The sequence below is a fragment of the Mycobacterium sp. 1165178.9 genome (genome assembly GCF_001673555.1).
Taxonomy (GTDB): Bacteria; Actinomycetota; Actinomycetes; order Mycobacteriales; family Mycobacteriaceae; genus Mycobacterium.
Genome location: NZ_LZMB01000303.1, coordinates 1 through 19582 on the forward strand (window position 1 = coordinate 1; position 19582 = coordinate 19582).

Consider the following 19582-nt stretch of genomic DNA (forward strand, 5'->3'; position numbering starts at 1 on the left):
GGTGATTCGGGCCAGGTGCGGTTCGGCGCGGGTCTGCGCCGCCCGCAGGCTCCACATGCTCAGCCAGTTGCGCAGCGAGCAGGCCGACCTCATCACCCATTGGATCGGCAATCGGTGGCGCTAACGGTTTTCGCCCACGCCGCCCGCGTCTGCGCGACTTGCGGCCGCTGGCCCATGTCGTCAACCAACCGACTGGTTGTTAGCTTGGAAGGTACTTGGCCGAAACGGCCTCCGGAAGCAACGGAAGGCGACCAATGCCGATCGCGATAAATCCCGAGCACCAAGAACTGGCCGACTCCGTGCGATCGCTGGTGGCGCGGGTCGCGCCGTCCGAGACGCTGCACGCGGCCATGGAGACCCCCGTCGAGAATCCACCGCCTTACTGGCAGGCCGCGGCAGATCAGGGGCTGCACGGCGTTCATCTCGCCGAATCCGTAGGGGGGCAGGGCTTCGGCATCCTCGAGTTGGCCATCGTGCTGGCCGAATTCGGTTACGGGGCGGTGCCGGGGCCGTTCGTGCCGTCGGCAATCGCCAGTGCCCTGATTTCCGCGCACGACCCGGACGCGAAGGTGCTGTCTGAGCTGGCGACAGGCGTCGAAATCGCCTCCTACGGCCTGAGTTGCTGTGCGCTGACCGCCACCCGGCAGCCCAACTCACTGGTAATCCGCGGCGAAGTCCGGGCGGTCCCCGCCGCGGCCCAGGCCTCGCTGCTGGTGCTGCCCGTGGCGATCGACAGCGGCGAGGCATGGGTGGTGCTGCGGGCCGACCAACTCGAGATCGAACCGGTGAAAAGCCTGGACCCGCTGCGCCCCATCGCCGATGTGCGAGCCAATGCCGTCGACGTCGGCGAGGACGTCGTGCTGACCAACCTGAGCATGGCGACGGCACACGCGCTGATGACCACGCTGCTGTCCGCCGAGGCCATCGGTGTGGCCCGCTGGGCGACCGACACGGCCTCTCACTACGCCAAGATTCGCGAACAGTTCGGCCGCCCTATCGGTCAGTTCCAGGCCATCAAACACAAATGCGCCGAGATGATCGCCGACACCGAGCGGGCCACCGCGGCCGTGTGGGATGCCGCCCGCGCTATCGACGAGGCTCGCGAAAATAATTGGGACACAGCCGGTTCGCACGTCGACTTCGCCGCCGCGGTGGCGGCGACACTGGCGCCGGCGGCGGCTCAACGATGCGCCCAGGACTGCATTCAGGTGCACGGCGGGATCGGCTTCACCTGGGAGCATGACACGAACGTCTACTACCGGCGAGCGTTGATGCTGGCCGCCTCCTTCGGCCGCAGTTCGGACTACCCACAGAAAGTCGTCGACACCGCGACCACCACCGGCATGCGCAGGGTGGACATCGACCTCGACCCCGACACCGAGAAATTGAGGGCGGAGATCCGGGCCGAGGTCGCCGGGCTCAAGGAGATCGAGCGGGAGCAGCGCAAGGTCGCCCTCGCCGAGGGCGGCTGGGTGTTGCCCTACTTGCCGAAGCCATGGGGCCGGGCCGCCAGTCCGGTGGAGCAGATCATCATCGCCCAGGAGTTCTCCTCCGGGCGGGTCAAGCGGCCGCAGGTCGGCATCGCCGCGTGGATCATTCCGTCGATCGTCGCGTTCGGGACCGAGGAGCAAAAGCAACGGTTCCTGCCGCCGACCTTCCGCGGCGAGATGATCTGGTGCCAGCTGTTTTCCGAACCCGGTGCCGGATCGGACCTGGCCGGGCTTTCCACCAAAGCCACCCGGACCGACGGCGGGTGGCGCATCACCGGCCAGAAGATCTGGACCACCGCAGCGCAGTTCTCGCAGTGGGGCGCGCTGTTGGCCAGGACGGACCCCAGCGCCCCGAAACACAATGGCATCACCTACTTCCTGCTGGACATGCGCAGTGAAGGCGTGACGGTGACGCCGCTACGGGAGCTCACCGGCAATGCGATGTTCAATACCGTCTACATCGACGACGTGTTCGTGCCCGACGACTGCGTGCTCGGTGAGGTCAACCGGGGCTGGGAGGTCAGCCGCAACACACTGACCGCGGAGCGCGTGTCGATCGGCAGCAGCGACGCGAACTTCCTGGCGACCCTGCCCCAGTTCGTCGAGTTCGTTCGCGACGGCCACTTCGACCAGATCGCCCAGCATCGGGCGGGCCAATTGATTGCCGAGGGCCATGCGGCCAAGGTGCTCAACCTGCGCTCGACTCTGTTGACGCTGGCCGGCGGGGACGCCATGCCTTCGGCGGCGATCTCCAAACTGCTGTCCATGCGTACAGGTCAGGGTTACGCCGAGTTCGCGGTCTCGTCGTTCGGCACCGATGCCGCGATCGGCGACACCGACCAACTACCTGGCAAATGGGGCGAATACCTGTTGGCCAGCCGCGCCACCACCATTTACGGCGGCACCTCCGAGGTGCAGCTGAACATCATCGCCGAACGGCTGCTGGGTCTGCCCCGCGACCCGTAACGGGTCGCAAACGTGCCCGAACAGGGCCATGCCGACCTGACCAGGTCAGGCCGGCATGGTTCCCCGGACGCGGTCGGCCATCCCGAGGGTTGGCGTGTCGGCGACGGCCGTTACCGCGCGGAGATGGTGGTTACCACCACCAGTTCCACCAGTGCTGGGGGCCCCAGTAGCCACCGCCACGGCTCCAATTGCCGTGCCCCCAATTGCCATTTCCCCGACCATCATGGCCGCCCCATCCGCGACCGCCGGGGCGATCGGGGATGAAGCCCGGTCCGCTGTGCGGCCCAGCACTGGCGAAGCTCGTGGTGGGTGCGGGCGCGGGGGCGGCCTGAGCCATGGGCGCGCCGCCGAAAAGCAGCGCGCCGGCCACAGCTCCGGCACCCATCGCACCTGCGGCTGCGCCGCGTAATGATCGCCGGGAGATCATCGAAGTCATTCCTTCCAACCACTTGCTATCGCTATCAAAAACGGTAGATGCCTATTTCTGGGCAAACAAGGGCAATTGGCTATTTTTCTGCTGTGAATTGGATAACAACGGCATCGACTGGGCCTCAATTCGGCGCCATTACTTTGTCGTATTTGTGTAATTCATTTATTCAAAAAATACTGAAGATTTTATCTTGTCAGATCTTTCACGCAGGCCACATAGCATTTACTGATGTACTGGTCGGGCGACTACGCGTTTACTGATATCAGGTTTTCAGCGTCGGCGGATCCTGGACTCGCGGGACTTTTCGAGAAATAGCCCACCGCGCCATTGAAAAACCGTTTCCGAGCCAGCAGCTACTTTCGTAATTTGCGACATGACATGCGGTGCCGAGGTGGCGTCGCGCTCCGCACCTGCGTCCCCGGCCGTGCGGAACCGGACGGGGACGCAGGCGGCCCGGCGGCGGGACTTACGCTGGCGTGGGTGACAGAATCAGTATTGACACAATGGCACCGAGCGCTGATTCACTGATTGGCACTCACGGAGGAAGACACCGAAGTGAACTTCAACAGCGGCCACAACGGACCCAGCGCCGGAGCCTTTCGCGCCCCCAATCCGGCCGGCGGACCCAGCGGAGACGCGGCCCCGACGGAGCGTCTCAGCCTCGGGCAGGGCGGCCCGCGGATAGCCAGCCCGCCGGCGGCGGGCCAGCAGGGACGCACCCAGCGGACGCGTCGGACAGTCGACCTGTCGGCGGCCACTCACCGCGCACTCGACATCTGGCAGCGTGAAGCCGCCGACCGGCTGGGAGTCGCCCGGGTGACCGGGCAAGAGGTGCTCACCGCGCTGATCGACCAACTACTGGTCGACCCCAAGCTCACCGCGCAGATAACCCGCGCCATCAAAGACCGGCGCTGACCCCTCCAACCACGGGACGCCCGCCGGCCCGGGTGGGCTAATCGACGTCCATTTCGCGCAACTCGCGCTTGAGGATCTTGCCCGTGGGGTTGCGCGGCAGCTCGTCGAGGAAGACTATTTCGCGCGGGACCTTGTACTTGGCCAACTGGTCCTTGACGTGCTTCTTGAGGGTGTCCTCGTCGACGTCGGAGCCGTCCTTCTTGACCACAAACGCGCGCAGGCGGTGGCCCCACTCCTTGTCTTCGACACCGAGCGCGGTGGCCTCTACCACCTCGGGGTGCCCGCTGAGGCAGTCCTCGACCTCCGCGGGGAAGACGTTCTCGCCGCCCGACACGATCATCTCGTCGTCGCGGCCGCTGATGTAAAGCAGGTTGTTCTCGTCGAAGTATCCGACGTCACCGGACGACAGCAGCCCGTCGATGATCTGCTTCTTGCCGCCGCCGGTATAGCCCTCGAACGGGAAGGCGTTGCCGACGAAGATCCGGCCCACCTCACCCTGCGGCAACTCCTTGCCGTTGTCGTCGTAGATCTTGATCTTGACGCCCTTGACCACCGGTCCGGCCGTGGACGAGTTGTACTTCAGGTGTTTGGGCTCGGCGATCGTGGCGAACGCGATCTCCGTCGAGCCGTACATGTTGTAGATGACGTCGCCAAGCTCTTTGAGGCCCCGTTCGGCCACGTCGGCATTCAGCGCGGAACCGGAGACAAACACGATCCGCAGGCAGGACAGATCGGGCTTCTCGTCCATCTTCTCCAGGGCGTCCAGCATCCGGGACAGCATCACCGGGACGACGATGATCGCGGTCGTCTTGTACTTCGCGATGTCGGTCAGCACCACATCGGGCTTGAACTTGCGGTGCAGCACCAGCGTCGATCCAAGGAACGCTCCTATGGTGGCGTGCAGGAAGCCCAGCGCATGGAACATCGGCGCGGGAAGCGCCGTCACCTCGCCTGCCTTGAACGGGACGTGCGACAGGATCCCGCCGATCGGTGCCAGCGTTGGTGGGGTGCTGCGGTTCGCGCCCTTCGGGGTGCCGGTGGTGCCACTGGTCAGGATGATGATCGACGAGTGCTTCTTCGCCTTGGGCGCGGGCTTGCCGCTGCTGTGTTCGATCAGGTCGGCGAGGGTCTCGTCCTTGCTGCCCGACTTCTTGTCGGAGTCGGGGTTGGTGCCCAGCGCGCGCAGCTTGCCCAGCGGGGGATCGGCCTTCTTCACGTCATCGGCGTACTCGTCGTCGTAGATGATCAGCTTGGCGTCCTCGCGCTCGGAGACCTCCTTGATCTGCGGGCCGGAGAACGAGCTGTTGAGCAAGATGATGCGGGCACCGACCCGGGCGCACCCGAACTCGGCGATGGCAAACCAGCGGCTGTTGCGGGCCAGGATCGCGACACCGTCGCCGCCTTTAACGCCCTTGTCCAGCAGACCGTGGGCCACCGCGTTGGCGGCGTCGTCAAGCTCCTTCCAGGTCAACTCGCCGTCATCGTCGATGATGGCAACCTTGTCCGGGGTGCGCCGGGCGTGCAGGGCGGGAAGCATCCCGATCTCGCCCCATTTGCGGATGTCGCTGACCATCGCGGCAAGGTTCTGGGGAGGCTCCAGCGGGAAGCCCCCGGCTTCGAGAATTTTGCGGACATAGTGCAGCTCCGCCAAACCGCGCTCGGCATATTGCTGAACCTTGGAAACCGCCTGCCCAGGCAGACCGATCAGATTAGGCATGGATCCCACCCTATGTGACGTCCGTCGCATTTCGAGGGGTAAGTACCCACCGACTTACGATGATGAACATGGGTCCGGTTTCGCTGGAGGTGGCCGGGCGCGAGGTCACCATCACCCATCCGGACAAGGTGGTGTTCCCCCGCGCGAGCGCCCGCGAAACCTCGGTCGGGCCGTACACCAAGCTCGACTTGGTCCGCTATTACCTGTCGGTGGCCGACGGCGCGCTGCGCGGTGTGGCCGGCCGCCCGATGATCCTGAAGCGCTTCGTCAAGGGCATCACGGAAGAAGCGGTATTCCAGAAACGTGCACCGGTCAAACGGCCGGACTGGGTCGACGTTGCCGAACTGCGTTACGCCCGAGGGACTTCCGCCGCGGAAGCGGTGATCCACGATGCGGCGGGACTGGCCTGGGCGGTCAACCTGGGGTGCGTCGACCTCAACCCGCACCCGGTGCTGGCCGACGACCTCGATCACCCCGACGAACTGCGGGTCGACTTGGATCCGATGCCCGGAGTCCCATGGCGGCGCATCGTCGACGTCGCGCTGGTGGCCCGGGAGGTGCTGGAGGACTACGGCCTGACGGCGTGGCCGAAGACATCGGGATCGCGCGGCTTCCACATCTACGCCCGCATCGCCCCGCGCTGGGAGTTTCGCCAGGTGCGGCTGGCGGCGCAGACCGTTGCCCGCGAAGTGGAGCGGCGCGTGCCCGAGGCGGCGACCAGCCGCTGGTGGAAAGAAGAACGCGAAGGGGTGTTCGTCGACTTCAACCAGAACGCGAAGGACCGCACGGTCGCGTCGGCGTACTCGGTGCGGGCGACGCCCGATGCCCGGGTCTCCACACCGCTGCGGTGGGACGAGGTCGCCGGCTGCGACCCCGAGGCGTTCACCATCGACACGGTGCCCGCCCGGTTCGCCGAGCTGGGCGACCCCTGGGCCGGAATGGACGACGCCGTCGGCGAGCTCGACCGGCTGCTGGTGCTGGCCGAGGAGATGGGGCCACCCGAACGCGCGCCGAAGGGCTCGGGCAAGCGCCCGGATGGCAGACGGCAATCTTCGATGCCGCTGATCGAGATCGCCCGCACCAAGACCAAGGACGAGGCGATGGCGGCCCTCGACGTCTGGCGCGACCGCTATCCCGCGGTGGCCCGCCGACTGGAGCCGGTCGACGTCCTGGTCGACGGGATGCGCGGCCCCAGTTCGATCTGGTACCGGATCCGGATCAACCTGCAGCACGTTCCAGAAGACCAACGACCACCCCAGGAAGAGCTGATCGCCGACTACAGCCCTTGGGACGGATACGGCGGAAAGCAGAAGCCGTCGACCTGACGCTTGGTCCTCACCTAGATCCCCACCCGCGTAACCGCGTTGTGCTTGCGCAGGTAGCAGTACCACGTGACACCGAGCAGGCCGAGGAAGAACACGATGTAGAACCGCAACGCCGGTTCGATGCCGCCGAACTGCGATTTCGACCACGCGTACGCCAGCGGAACCACAAATCCGCCGAACGCACCCACCGCCGAGATGACGCCCAGCGCCCCGGCCGCCTGGCGGCGCATGCCGACCATGGTGTCGGGATCGCCCCCGGCCAGTTCGCCCTTGATTTTGAAGATCCGCGAGATCATCCGGTACGTCGAGCCGTTACCGATGCCGGTCGCCACGAACAGGAACATGAAGCTGGCGAAGAATGCCGGCAGGTTGACCGCCTGGACCGACCACAGCGCGGCCGCCGCCCCGATCGCCAGCATCACGAAGCTGGCCGCGGTGATGCGGGCGCCGCCGATCCGGTCGGCCAGCTTGCCGCCCAGGGGCCGGATCACCGATCCGATGCCCGCACCCAGGAAGGCCCACCCCAGGGCGATGTCACCGCGCCCGAAAACCGTCTTGAGCAGGGTCGGGAAGGCCGCCGAGTAGCCGATGAACGACCCGAAGGTGCCGATGTAGAGCAGTGACATGATCCAGGTGTCGGGATGCCGCAGCGACTCCAGCACCGGCCGCACGTCGGCCTTGGCCTCGGTCAGGTTGTCCATGAACAGGAACGCGCAGACCGCGGCCGCCACGGCCAGCGGCACGTAGCACAGTCCGGCGCGCGCCAGCGCCATCCCACCACCGGCGATGACGATGGGCGGAATGATCTTCTGCACCACCGCCACGCCGATGTTGCCGCCGGCCGCATTCAGGCCCAGCGCCCAGCCCTTGTCTTTCTCCGGGTAGAAGAACGAGATGTTGGCCATCGAGGAGGCGAAGTTGCCGCCGCCGAAGCCGGCGGTCGCGGCGATCGCCACCAGGGCGGCGAAGGGTAGGCCCGGATGGCTCACCGCCCAGGCCAGCAGCAGGCAAGGGATGAGCAGCAGCGCCGCCGAGATGGTCGTCCAGTTGCGGCCGCCGAACAGCGGGACCGCGAAGGTGTAGGGCAGTCTCAGGAGCGCCCCGACGCCGCTTGGGACGGCGACCAGGCACAGGGCCTGACTGGCCGTCAGCGCCCATCCGGACGCGGCTGGGTGGCCGGGACCGCCGACCGCGGTCATGTGAACGACCACGATGCTCCACAACATCCACACGCTGAACCCGACGTGCTCGGCGAAGATCGAGAAAATCAGGTTCCGGCGAGCGATCGGCTTGCCGGTGGTCGCCCAGAATTCAGGGTCTTCGGGCCGCCAGTCATCGATCCAGTGCCGTCCCGTATGACGCTCGCGCGTGGGCGCGGGCTGGGTTACGGGCCTGATGGTCGTGGTCATCTGGTGGGACTCCTGAGTTTCGAAAGGCGCGGGCGGTGACCACTCGACGCTAAAGACGAACTGTTACCGGTCGGGGCGTGCGCAGTTACGTGGGCGATACGCAGAAATCGCAACGGCCCTCCCCCGTTTGTCAGAACTCTGCAACCCAGCGACGCCGCACGCCCACGGCGAGCGGCCGATGCGCGACAATCGGCGCATGCAGGTGACTGAGGCTCCCCTCGGCCTACGGGAGCGCAAGAAGATCAAGACCCGCCGCGCCATCAGGCGCGAGGCGTTTCGCCTCATCGAGCAGAACGGGTATGCCGCCACGACGGTCGAACAGATCGCTGAGGCCGCCGACGTGTCGCCGAGCACCTTCTTTCGCTATTTCGGATCCAAGGAATCGCTGCTGCTGGCCGACGACCTGGACCCGCTGATCCTCGACGCCCTGAAGGCCCAACCGCGCGACCTGTCTCCGGCGCAGGCCTTCCGCCGAGCCTATGAGGCCGTCATCGCCCAGCTGCCCGACGACCAGCTGGAGTTCGAGAGCACCCGTCAGCGCCTGATGTTCTCGATACCCGAACTCAAGGCGGCGATGTACGACGAGTACTACCGCACCGTGACCGTCGCCGCCGAGGCGATCGCGCATCGGATCGGCCGTGCCGCAGACGATTTCGAAGTCCGGGTGTTCGCCGGGGCACTGACGGGTGCCATGATGGCCGCCTTCGACGGCGCGCCGAAGACCGCCGAGACGATCTATCGCGCCCTGGATTTCATGGACGCCGGCATGCCGCTGGGCTGAAGGGTCGCAACCGCGCGGCGATGCATCTCAACGGCCGGAACGCGATACTCTCACGCGATGCGACAGGGATGGAATCGACGGGGATTCTTGCAGCTCGCAGGGGCTGCCGGGGTCGCCGCGATCGGTGGTGCGACCGCGTTCTCCTCGGGATGTTCGTCACGCAATCCGGCTCCGGGCGCCGCCCCGGGATCGGTGACGGTCACCCACCTGTTTGGTCAGACCGTCATCAAAGAACCGCCCAAGCGCGTCGTCAGCGCCGGCTACACCGAACAGGACGACCTGCTCGCCGTCGGCGTGGTGCCGATCGCGGTGACCAACTGGTTCGGTGACCAGCCCTTCGCGGTCTGGCCGTGGGCCGCGCCCAAACTCGGCGGTGCGCAGCCGACGGTGTTGAACCTGGACAACGGCGTTCCCGTCGACCAGATCGCCGGTCTCAAACCGGATTTGATCGTGGCCGTGAACGCCGGCCTGGACGCCGACACGTACCTGAAACTGTCCGCGATCGCCCCGACCGTCGCGCAATCGGACGGCGACGCCTTCTTCGAGCCGTGGAAAGAACAGGCCACCACCGTCGGCCAGGCGGTCTTCCAGGCCGACCAGATGAAGTCGTTGGTCGACGGCGTCGACCAGAAGTTCACCGACATCGGCAAGAAGAATCAGCAATGGACCGGCAAGAAGGCGCTGCTGATGCATGGCGCACTGGAGCGGGGCACCGTCGCTGCCACCATGGCGGGCTGGCGGACGGATTTTTTGAATCAAATGGGGCTGGTCATCTCCGACGCCATCAAGCCGTTCGGCACCGGTCAGCGGGCCACGATTCCACGCGATCACATCAAATCGGTGCTGGAGTCCGCCGACGTGGTGATCTGGACAACCCAGAGCCCAGACGATCAGAAGGCGATACTGGCCGACCCCGAAGTGGCCGGGTCGCTCACCACCGCGCAGAACCGCCACATCTTCACGACGAAAGACCAGGCCGGTGCGTTGGCGTTCGCGTCACCGCTGAGCTACCCCGTCATCGCCGACCAACTGCCCCCGCTGCTCACCAAGATTCTGGGCTGACGACGCGGGCTCGCCGCGGCTGTTTGAGCGTTTGCTAAGGCAGCTCTGGCAGTGCTCGAAAATCCGTCGCTACCCCTCGCACAGGCGCCGATCCCGGAGTTACCGTCGAGTAATGAGCGTGACGGATCTTAGCGGCGACCTGGCCCACAACCTGCCCACGGAGCTGGTCGGCAACACCGTGGTGGACTACGGCGACCGCGCGCTGATGGTGCAATGCGGCAGTACCGGCGAGGTCTTGGCGTGGGCGGACGCGCTGCGCGCCGCGGCGATACCGGGCGTGGTCGACGTCGTGCCGGCGGCCCGCACGGTGCTGGTCAAGCTGGACGGTCCGCGCTACCAAGGCGTCATCCGCCAGCGGCTGCGCAAGATGCGCGTGGCCGCCACCCCGGAAGCCTCCTCGGAGCGCCGCGCCGACGTGGTGATCGACGTCGTCTACGACGGTCCCGACCTCGCCGAGGTCGCCGGCCACACCGGTTTGAGCATCGCGGCGGTGATCGACGCCCACACCGCCACGCTGTGGCGGGTCGGATTCAGCGGATTCGCACCCGGTTTCGCCTATCTGGTCGACGGCGACGCCCGACTGCGGGTGCCGCGGCGCCCGGAGCCGCGAACCTCGGTGCCGGCCGGCTCCGTGGGCCTGGCCGGCGAATTCAGCGCCGTGTATCCGCGCCGCTCCCCCGGTGGGTGGCAACTCATCGGCCGCACCGACGCCGCGCTGTGGGATCTGCAGCGCCCGAACCCTGCGTTGTTGACGCAGGGCATGTGGGTTCAATTCCGGGCCGTCTAGTCAGTGGCGATCGCGAGCGCGGCGCAGCCGGGCGAAGCGGGCCGCCACCATAGCTAAGGAGATAGCCGTGCCGATCCTGGAGATCCTGCGCACCGGTCCGTTCGCCGTCCTCGAAGACTGCGGTCGCCCGGGGCTGGCCCACCTGGGGGTGAGCCGGTCCGGGGCCGCCGACCGGCGCGCACACCGGCTGGCCAACCGGCTGGTGGCCAATCCCGACGACCGCGCCACCGTGGAGGTGACGTTCGGTGGTTTTGCGGCCAGGGTCACCGGCGGCGATGTCGACATCGCGGTGACGGGTGCGGACACCGACCCCACGGTCAACGGAATCAAGTTCGGCACCAACAGCATTCATCATGTGCGCGATGGTGAGGTGATCTCGCTGGGCGTGCCGCGGGCGGGGCTGCGCAGCTATCTGGCGATCCGGGGCGGCATCTGTGTGGAGCCGGTGCTGGGCTCGCGCAGCTACGACGTGATGTCGGGCATCGGCCCTGCGCCGCTGCGGAGCGGCGACCGGCTGACGATCGGCGAGCACACCAACGCCTATCCCGAATTGGACCAAGCGCCGGTCGCGGCCATCACCGGGGGCGCCGTGGACCTGTTCGTGGTGCCCGGGCCGCGTGAGGATTGGTTCGTCGAGCCAGATCGCTTGGTGCACACGTACTGGATGGCGTCCGATCGCACCGACCGGGTGGGGATGCGGCTGACCGGCCGGCCGCTGCAGCACTGCTATCCGGACCGGCAGCTGCCCAGCGAGGGTGCTACCCGTGGCGCAATCCAGGTGCCGCCCAACGGTTTACCGGTGATCCTGGGTCCCGACCATCCGGTCACCGGCGGCTATCCGGTGATCGGGGTGGTGGTCGACGAGGACGTGGACAAGATCGCACAGGTGCGGCCCGGCCAGGCGGTGCGGCTGCACTGGGCGCGGCCCAGGGCTTTGGTGGGCGCCCACTCCGGCGCCGCGAGTTGGCCCTTTTTCTAACGCAATTCGTGCGCACGTCGCCGGCATCGGGACGGCCGTGTATTCCAGCTCACACGAGATCGCACGTATGTATGAAATCACTTGGCGGCGGTACCGATTCAGGCTGAATGAAGCGCGCGTTCGCGCGCTGATCGCCCCTCAGCGATCTACCAGATAACTGGTAAACAACTAACAGCCGATTAAAGCGCGTTCGGGTTGACCCGCTCGCGTCGTAAATGTGAGCATCGGACCGTACGGCGGCAGGGCATGCCCCATCATTCGGGCCGCCCAAGCGTCGAAAGCCGGCCCCCGAACAGTTGTCCCGACATCGGGCGCGCGGTGGCCCCGGCCCGGCGGCGGGCCGGATGCGGCGATTCGCGGGACCTGACGAGAGGGATCTGAATGCACGCCAATCGACTCGATGCCGTTGAGAGACAAGCGAATTCCGCGATAGGCGGACGAGCGTGAGCTTCATGCCGAACAAGTGTCACCATCGGGCGGGCCGCAACCACCGCATCACGGACTGGAATCCGGAAGACACGGCAGCCTGGGAGGCCGGCAACCAGAGGGTCGCCCGGCGCAACCTGCTGTGCACCATTGCCGGTGACCACGTGGCGTTTTCGATCTGGACCCTGTGGCCCGTGATGGCGCTGTTCATGCCGGGCTCCGTCTACGGCTTCTCCGCCGGCGACAAGCTGCTGCTGGGCGCGGTCGCGACCCTGGTCGGTGGTTGTGCCCGCATCCCTTACACCTTGGGCATCGCCGCCTTCGGGGGCCGCAACTGGACGACGTTCTCGGCCTTCGTGTTGCTGATCCCGACCGCCGGCACGATTGTGTTGCTGGCCCATCCCGGTCTGCCGCTGTGGCCGTTCGTGCTGTGCGCGGCCATGACCGGGCTGGGCGGCGGCAATTACGCGGCCTCGCTGGCCAACGTCAACGCGTTCTACCCGCAGCGGCTCAAGGGCGGCGCGCTGGCAGTCAACGCCGGCGTCGCCAACGTGGGGGTCGCGGTGATCCAGCTGGTCGGCCTGCTGGTGCTTGCCACCGCCGGGCACGAGGCGCCGTACTGGGTGTGCGCGGTGTACCTGGTGCTGCTCACCGTCGTTGGCATCGCGGCCGCGTTGTTCATGGACAATGTCCAGCACGGCACCCGGTTGAGTACTATGCGCTCGATCCTGTTCGAGCGCGATACCCATGTGATCTCGCTGCTCTACATCGCCACCTTCGGCTCCTGGATCGGCTTCTCGTTCGCCTTCGGGCAGGTGATGCAGGTCAACTTTCTCGACAGCGGGGAAAGCCCGAAACATGCGGCGTTGCACGCCGCGCAGGTGGCCTTCATCGGTCCCCTGCTGGGTTCGCTGGCGCGCATCTACGGTGGCCGGCTGTCGGACCGCATCGGCGGCAGCCGCGTCACCCTTGGCGTCCTTGTCGGCATGATCGTCGGCGCCGGGCTTTTGGTCACCGTCAGCACCCGGGACGATCACGCCGCGGCGCACTCCGCCACCATGATCGGCTACGTCACCGGATTCATGGTGCTGTTCATCCTCTCCGGCATGGGCAACGGGTCCGTCTTCAAGCTGATCCCCTCGGTCTACGAGGCGCGCAGTCGCTCGCTGGATATCAGCGAGGACGAACGCCGTCATTGGGCCAGGGCCAGGTCGGGATCGCTGATCGGCATCTGCTCGGCCGTAGGGGCGCTCGGCGGCGTGGGAATCAACGTCGCGCTGCGCCAGTCCTACCTGAGCACCGGCACGGAAACGTCGGCGTACTGGACGTTTCTGGCCTCGTACGTCGGGGCGGCGATCATGACGTGGATGGTCTATGTGCGCCGGCCCGCGTCGGCCCCGACCCCGTCCGGGTCGGCACCGCAAACCGAGGCCGCCCGTGTGTGAGGGGACTCGCAACACGGGCAATGCCACAGCAATTGATAGGTAACGCAACCGAAACGTCGCAGGCATACACAATTCATATGGCCCCTCAACTGGCCCCGCCAGACTCCGCGCCGCTGACCGGCTACCGGATCGCCGTCACGTCGGCGAACCGCGCCGAGGAGCTGTGCGCATTGCTGCGCCGTAACGGCGCGGAGGTTTCCAATGCCGCGGCCATCAACATCATCGCGCTGCCCGAAGACGCCGAACTGCAGAATCACACCGAAGCGGTGATCGCCGACCCCCCCGATATCTTGGTGGCGCACACCGGTATTGGCTTCCGAGGCTGGGTCGCCGCGGCCGACGGCTGGGGACTGGCCACCCAGCTGCTGGCGTCGCTTGCCAAGTCGCGGATCGTGGCCCGCGGTCCGAAGGCGACCGGCGCGTTGCGCGCCGCCGGGTTGCACGAGGAGTGGTCCCCCAAATCCGAGTCGTCGCGCGAAGTCCTGCGCTACCTCCTCGAATCCGACATCGCCGGCAAGCGCATCGCAGTCCAGCTGCATGGCGCGGCCGACGAGTGGGATCCGTTCCCGGAGTTCATCAACGGTTTGCTGGGGGCGGGCGCGCAGGTGGTCCCCATCCACGTATACCGCTGGAAGCCTACCCCGGGCGGCGGCGACTTCGACCAACTCGTCGCCTCGGTCGCGCGCAGGCAATTCGACGCGGTGACCTTCACGTCGGCCCCCGCCGGCGCGGCGATGCTGGAGCGCAGCCGCGAGTTGGGCATCGAAGATCAACTACTCCAAGCGCTTCGCAGTGACGTGCATGCGATGTGCGTCGGCCCGGTCACCGCGCAGCCGTTGGCCCGCGCGGGGATTCCGACGTCGTCGCCCGAGCGAATGCGGTTGGGCGCGTTGGCGCGCCACATCGCCCAAGAGCTTCCGCCCCTGCGGTCGTGCACCGTCCGCGCAGCCGGGCACGACATCGAGATCCGCGGAACCTGCGTGCTGGTCGACGGCTCTGTGCAGTCGCTGTCGGGATCGAGCATGGCGACCTTGCGCGCGCTGGCGCAACGGCCCGGCGACGTCGTCGCGCGGAACGACCTGCTACGAGTACTTCCCGGCAACAGCAATGACCCGCATGCCGTCGATACCGCAGTGCTGCGGCTACGAACGGCGCTGGGCGACAAGAACATCATCGCCACGGTGGTCAAGCGCGGTTACCGGCTCGCGGTCGACCACCCGGGAGATTCCTCATGGCACTGATCCTGGTAGCCCACGGCACCCGCAGGTCGGGTGGCGTCGCGATGATCGAACAGCTTGCGGCACAGGTGAGTACGATCGTCCGCAGACCGGTGGACGTTGCCTTCGTGGACGTGTTGGGCCCCACCCCAAGCGAGGTGCTGGCACGCGCGAAGGCCTACGAACGGCCCGCCATCGTGGTGCCCGCGTTCCTGTCGCGCGGATACCACGTGCGGGCCGACCTACCCTCGCACGTCGAGATCAGTGGACACCCGAACGTGATCGTCACACCCGCGTTGGGTCCGAGCGGTCAGATCGCCCGGATCATCGGCGATCAGCTGCTGAAATGCGGTTGGCGGTCCGGTGATTCGGTGATCCTGGCGGCCGCGGGAACATCGGACGAGAAAGCCCGCGCCGATCTGCACACCACCGCGACGTTGCTGTCGGCACTGACCGGATCCCGGGTGAGCCTGGCGTTCGCGGCCACCGGTGATCCGCCGGTGTCCGAGGCCGTGTATCGGGCACGGGCGGGCACGCTCCGCACCGGCGGACGCGTGGTGGTCGCCTCATACCTCCTGGCCGACGGCCTGTTCCAACAACGGCTGCACGGATGCGGCGCGGACCTGGTCAGCGAGCCGTTGGGCACCCATCCCGGGTTGGCGCGGCTGGTCGCGAACCGATTTCGGCGGGCCCTGCCACCGGTCCTCGCCCCCACCGCCAGGCACGCATCGCGCCGATCCAGCCCGCATCAGCAGGCCCACGGTCGCTCCGCGTTTTCCCTTCCCTAGCGCAAATCGCCTGCCGGCGAGGCGCGCCGGTGCCCGTATTCCTTGATCTTTGGTCGCAGACGGGTGATCCTGGCACCATGCCCCGTCGCGAAGAACCGTCGCATGGGATCCTCGACCCGGTCGCCAAGATGCTGCGGTTGCCCTTCGGCACACCGGAATTCATCGACCGGATCGTCACAGGCGGGGCCAATCAGGTGGGCCGACGCACCCTGCGCATGCTGATCACGACGTGGGACGCCGCCGGCGGCGGCCCCTTCGCGGCCAGTGCCGTCGCGTCGACGGGGATGGCCAAGACCGCCGAAATCGTGCAGGGCATGTTCATCGGCCCGGTCTTCGGCCCCCTGCTGAAGATTCTGGGCGCCGACAAGGCGGCGCTGCGGGCCTCGTTGTGCGCCTCGCAGTTGGTGGGCCTGGGCATCATGCGCTACGGCATCCGATCCGAGCCGCTGCACTCCATGTCGGTGGACGCTCTCGTCGACGCGATCGGCCCGACGATGCAGCGCTACCTGGTCGGCGACATAACCCGCTGAACCCTCGCGCTCAGGCGGCCCGCGGCTGGTAGTCGCGCGCGACCTGAACGTAGCCGTCGTCGGTGATGCGCACCGGGTACACCGGCACCGAAACGGTCGGATCATCCAGGCAGGAACCGTCTTCGAGCGAGAACGCCTGCTTCAAGATGGGCGACTGAACCGTGACGCGGCCGTCGCGGTCACCCACGATTCCGCGGGATAGCACCGCGGCCCCGGAGAACGGGTCGACGTTGCCCACCGCGTAAACCGAGCCGTCGTCGAGTCGGAACAACGCCGCCTGGGAACCGTCGTCGAGCAGCACGCCGACGCCGCGACCCGGAATGAGGTGCTCGTACGCGCACGCGTTGGTCCACACCGCAATGTCGTTGAGAAGTGTCACGATCGGTTCCTCATCCCTCCGTTGTCGCTTCACGGACCCGCGGCATGCCAATGGACACAGGGACTTTGCGGCCGGCATGCTCGGTGAACGTCACCGTCGAGTCGACGGCATCCGGGGCGTTGACGAACGACACGAACCGCGACAGCTTGTCCGGGTCGTCCAGCACGCCCTTCCATTCGCACTTGTAGTTCAGGACATGCCGCTCCATTGCGGCCTCGAATTCGGCGGCCAGGCCGAGCGAGTCGTCGCAGACGACGTCGCGCACGTGGTCGAGCCCACCGTCGAGCGAGTCAACCCACGGCGCCGTGCGTTGCAGGCGGTCGGCCGTCCGGATGTAGTACATGACGAACCGATCGACGTAGCAGACCAGCGTTTCGGTGTCCAGATCGCTGGCCAGCAGCTGCGCGTGCTTGGGCGTCATGCCGCCGTTGCCCCCGACGTAGAGGTTCCAGCCCTTTTCGGTGGCGATGACGCCGACGTCCTTGGAGCGGGCCTCGGCGCACTCGCGCGCGCAACCCGAGACGCCCATCTTGATTTTGTGCGGTGCCCGTAGGCCGCGGTAGCGCAGTTCCAAATCGATGGCCAGCTGCACCGAATCCTGCTGCCCGTAACGGCACCAGTCGGTGCCCACGCAGCTCTTCACCGTCCGCAACGCCTTGCCGTACGCGTGGCCGGATTCCATGCCGCCGTCGACCAGGCGTTTCCAGATCTCCGGAAGTTGGTCCACCCGGGCGCCGAACATGTCGATCCGTTGCCCGCCGGTGATCTTGGTGTAGAGCCCGAAGTCCTGGGCGATCTGGCCGATCAGGATCAGATGCTCTGGCTTGATGTCACCTCCGGGAACCCGGGGCACCACGGAGTAGCTGCCGTTCTTCTGGATGTTGGCCAGGAAGTGGTCGTTGGAATCCTGCAGCGAGGCCTGCTCGCCTTCGAGGATGTGGTCCGACCCGGTGGATGCCAGGATGGAGGCGACCACGGGTTTGCAGATGTCGCAACCCTTTCCGCGGCCGAAGCGCTCCAGCAGCCCGGAGAAAGTGCGGATCTCGGTGGCGGAGATGATCTCGAAAAGCTCCGCCCGCGATTGGCTGAAGTGCTCGCACAGCGCCTTGGACTGTTCCACGCCCTCGGCTTCCAGCAGCTGCTTGAGCAGCGGGACGCACGACCCACACGAGGTGCCGGCCGAGGTGCACGCCTTGAGCGCGGGGACATCGGCACACCCGTCGGCGATCGCGCACTTCAAATCGCCCTTGGTGACATTGTTGCACGAGCAGATCTGCGCCGAATCCGGCAGCGCCCCAACGCCCAACGCGGTACCGCCGCCGGAGGCGGCCGGGGCGATCAGCGCCAGCGGGTCGCCGGGCAGTTCGCTGCCGACCATCGGCCGCAGCACCCCGTAGGACGAGGCGTCGCCGACCAGCACACCGCCGAGCAGCGTCTTGGCGTCGTCGGAGAGCACGAGCTTGGCGTAGGTGCGTTTGACCGCATCGTTGATGGCGACCTCGAGGCAGTTCTCGGTCGTCCCCATCGCGTCGCCGAAGCTGGCCACGTCGACGCCCAGCAGTTTGAGCTTCGTGGACAGGTCCGCCTCGCCGAACTCCGCGACGCCGTCCAGCAGCCGGTCGGCCACCACCTCGGCGGACGTGTAGCCCGGACCCACCAGGCCGTAGCACCGACCGCCGATCGCGGCGACCTCACCGATCGCGTAGATGTCGGGATCGCTTGTCTGGCAAGACACGTCGGTGAGCACCCCGCCGCGTTCGGCGCGCGTCAGGCCGGCCGCGGTCGCCAGCTCGTCGCGCGGCCGGACGCCGGCCGCGAAGATCACCAGACCGGCGTCGATGACCTGGCCGTCGGTCAGGCTCACCCGCACCGAAGTGGTGCCGTCGGAATGCTCGACCGCCTCGATCGATTCGGTTCCGGTGCCGACGTGCACCGAGATACCGAGCTCGCCGATCATTCGGGCCAGCAGCCCACCGCCGGCCTCATCGATCTGCTGGGCCATCAGCCGCGGCATCATCTCGACGACGTGGGTCTGCAACCCGAACTGGCGCAGCGCATTAGCGGCTTCCAGGCCGAGCAGGCCGCCGCCGATCACGACACCCGCGGTGGCGTGTGAGGTTTCAACGGTGCGCTGAGCGTCGGCGCGGATGGCGTCGAGGTCGTCGAGCGTGCGGTACACATGGCATGCGGGCAGATCGTGGCCCGGCACCGGGGGCACGAAGGCGTACGACCCGGTCGCCAGGACCAACGTGTCGTACCCGTGCCGCCGACCGTCGGCGGTCACCACCGCCTTTGCGGCGCGGTCTATTTCGGTGACGCGCTGGTTGAGCACGAGCCGGACCTGCTCGTCACCCTCGTATTCGTTGCCGGGCAACGCCAGTAGCTTGCGATCCCAGCTTTCGGTGTAGGAGGTCAGACCCACGCGGTCGTACGCCGCGTCGGCCTCCTCGGCGAAAACCGTGATGCGCCACAGTCCCTCGGTGTCACGGGCGCGAAGCGCCTCGACGAATCGGTGCCCCACCATGCCATGTCCGACTACGATGATGTGACGAGGCGCACAGCTGGCGCGCGAAATCCCGTCTGCAGACATGGCTTTGAGAGTAACGGCCAGAAATTACGTTCTTTTCGCACAATGTGACGGTCCTATGACGAGGATCTCACAACTCACAGGAAGGCCTGTGATTGAACGTTCGCTGCCGGCGAACGACGAGGTGGAACTTTAGCGTGGTTCACTCATGTTTGTACTAGTAGCCGGTCGCACAAGCACCGGTCGGTGTCCCAGGCCGGTCGCGACCACAATGCGATGCTGCTCATGGCGCTTCCCTTCTAATTCCTTGAGCTTGATTGTGAGATTCCTGTGACCGGTGCTTGTGCGACCGGCTACTAGTACAAACATGAGTGAACCACGCTAAAGTTCCACCTCGTCGTTCGCCGGC

The 19582-nt window shown here is 66.7% G+C and carries 16 protein-coding genes and 1 pseudogene; 12 read left to right on the plus strand and 5 right to left on the minus strand.

What is annotated here, in order from left to right; all coding sequences use genetic code 11:
- Nucleotides 1-87: pseudogene (locus A5652_RS28565) on the minus strand (hypothetical protein); the annotation flags it as partial.
- A gap of 167 nt (nt 88-254) precedes the next feature.
- On the opposite strand from A5652_RS28565, the gene A5652_RS13245 reads away from it, so the two are divergent.
- The 3 genes from A5652_RS13245 (at nt 255) to A5652_RS13250 (ending at nt 3801) form a co-directional block, all read left to right on the plus strand.
- On the plus strand, nt 255-2456 hold the full coding sequence (locus A5652_RS13245; RefSeq protein WP_067351645.1) for an acyl-CoA dehydrogenase: 2202 nt from the start codon (nt 255-257) through the stop codon (nt 2454-2456).
- A gap of 335 nt (nt 2457-2791) precedes the next feature.
- Nucleotides 2792-3043, plus strand: a complete 252-nt coding sequence (locus A5652_RS27600) for a hypothetical protein (RefSeq protein ID WP_156745316.1) — start codon at nt 2792-2794, stop codon at nt 3041-3043.
- Nucleotides 3044-3441: 398 nt separating this feature from the next.
- On the plus strand, nt 3442-3801 hold the full coding sequence (locus A5652_RS13250; RefSeq protein ID WP_067351676.1) for an ATPase: 360 nt from the start codon (nt 3442-3444) through the stop codon (nt 3799-3801).
- A 37-nt stretch (nt 3802-3838) separates the two neighbouring features.
- On the opposite strand, the gene fadD2 is transcribed toward A5652_RS13250, so the two are convergent.
- Complete coding sequence (gene fadD2, locus A5652_RS13255) at nt 3839-5518, minus strand: long-chain-fatty-acid--CoA ligase FadD2 (protein WP_067351647.1); 1680 nt, start codon at nt 5516-5518, stop codon at nt 3839-3841.
- 59 nt (nt 5519-5577) lie between these two features.
- On the opposite strand from fadD2, the gene A5652_RS13260 reads away from it, so the two are divergent.
- Nucleotides 5578-6843, plus strand: a complete 1266-nt coding sequence (locus A5652_RS13260) for a DNA polymerase domain-containing protein (RefSeq protein WP_156745317.1) — start codon at nt 5578-5580, stop codon at nt 6841-6843.
- A gap of 14 nt (nt 6844-6857) precedes the next feature.
- On the opposite strand, the gene A5652_RS13265 is transcribed toward A5652_RS13260, so the two are convergent.
- Nucleotides 6858-8252, minus strand: coding sequence for a NarK family nitrate/nitrite MFS transporter (locus A5652_RS13265; protein ID WP_067351650.1), 1395 nt, complete (start codon nt 8250-8252; stop codon nt 6858-6860).
- A 196-nt stretch (nt 8253-8448) separates the two neighbouring features.
- Between A5652_RS13265 and A5652_RS13270 the strand changes: the two genes are divergently transcribed.
- The 8 genes from A5652_RS13270 to A5652_RS13305 all read left to right on the plus strand — a co-directional run bounded on the left by A5652_RS13270 (nt 8449) and on the right by A5652_RS13305 (nt 16267).
- Complete coding sequence (locus A5652_RS13270; RefSeq protein WP_067351681.1) at nt 8449-9033, plus strand: TetR family transcriptional regulator; 585 nt, start codon at nt 8449-8451, stop codon at nt 9031-9033.
- A gap of 57 nt (nt 9034-9090) precedes the next feature.
- Nucleotides 9091-10095: an ABC transporter substrate-binding protein gene (locus A5652_RS13275; RefSeq protein ID WP_067351653.1), complete on the plus strand. Its 1005-nt coding sequence runs from the start codon at nt 9091-9093 to the stop codon at nt 10093-10095.
- A gap of 112 nt (nt 10096-10207) precedes the next feature.
- Nucleotides 10208-10882: an allophanate hydrolase subunit 1 gene (locus A5652_RS13280; RefSeq protein WP_067351658.1), complete on the plus strand. Its 675-nt coding sequence runs from the start codon at nt 10208-10210 to the stop codon at nt 10880-10882.
- Between the two features lie 67 nt (nt 10883-10949).
- The gene (locus A5652_RS13285) at nt 10950-11861 is read left to right on the plus strand and encodes a 5-oxoprolinase/urea amidolyase family protein (protein ID WP_067351661.1); all 912 of its coding nucleotides are present in this window, start codon (nt 10950-10952) and stop codon (nt 11859-11861) included.
- Between the two features lie 452 nt (nt 11862-12313).
- A complete protein-coding gene (locus tag A5652_RS13290) occupies nt 12314-13732 on the plus strand; it encodes a NarK/NasA family nitrate transporter (RefSeq protein ID WP_067351684.1) in 1419 nt (472 codons plus the stop codon).
- Nucleotides 13733-13821: 89 nt separating this feature from the next.
- A complete protein-coding gene (locus A5652_RS13295) occupies nt 13822-14973 on the plus strand; it encodes a uroporphyrinogen-III synthase (protein ID WP_156745318.1) in 1152 nt (383 codons plus the stop codon).
- A complete protein-coding gene (locus tag A5652_RS13300) occupies nt 14964-15737 on the plus strand; it encodes a sirohydrochlorin chelatase (RefSeq protein WP_067351666.1) in 774 nt (257 codons plus the stop codon). The genes A5652_RS13295 and A5652_RS13300 overlap by 10 nt, the downstream gene beginning before the upstream one ends.
- Before the next feature lie 77 nt (nt 15738-15814).
- Complete coding sequence (locus A5652_RS13305; RefSeq protein ID WP_067351669.1) at nt 15815-16267, plus strand: hypothetical protein; 453 nt, start codon at nt 15815-15817, stop codon at nt 16265-16267.
- A gap of 10 nt (nt 16268-16277) precedes the next feature.
- Here A5652_RS13305 and nirD read toward each other — a convergent pair whose 3' ends face one another.
- Both nirD and nirB read right to left on the minus strand, forming a co-directional pair.
- Nucleotides 16278-16646, minus strand: a complete 369-nt coding sequence (gene nirD / locus A5652_RS13310; protein WP_067351687.1) for a nitrite reductase small subunit NirD — start codon at nt 16644-16646, stop codon at nt 16278-16280.
- 10 nt (nt 16647-16656) lie between these two features.
- Nucleotides 16657-19236 carry a nitrite reductase large subunit NirB gene (gene nirB / locus A5652_RS13315; protein ID WP_082983886.1) on the minus strand — a complete coding sequence of 860 codons (2580 nt, stop codon included), beginning with the start codon at nt 19234-19236 and terminating at the stop codon, nt 16657-16659.
- Between the last annotated feature and the right edge of the window lie 346 nt (nt 19237-19582).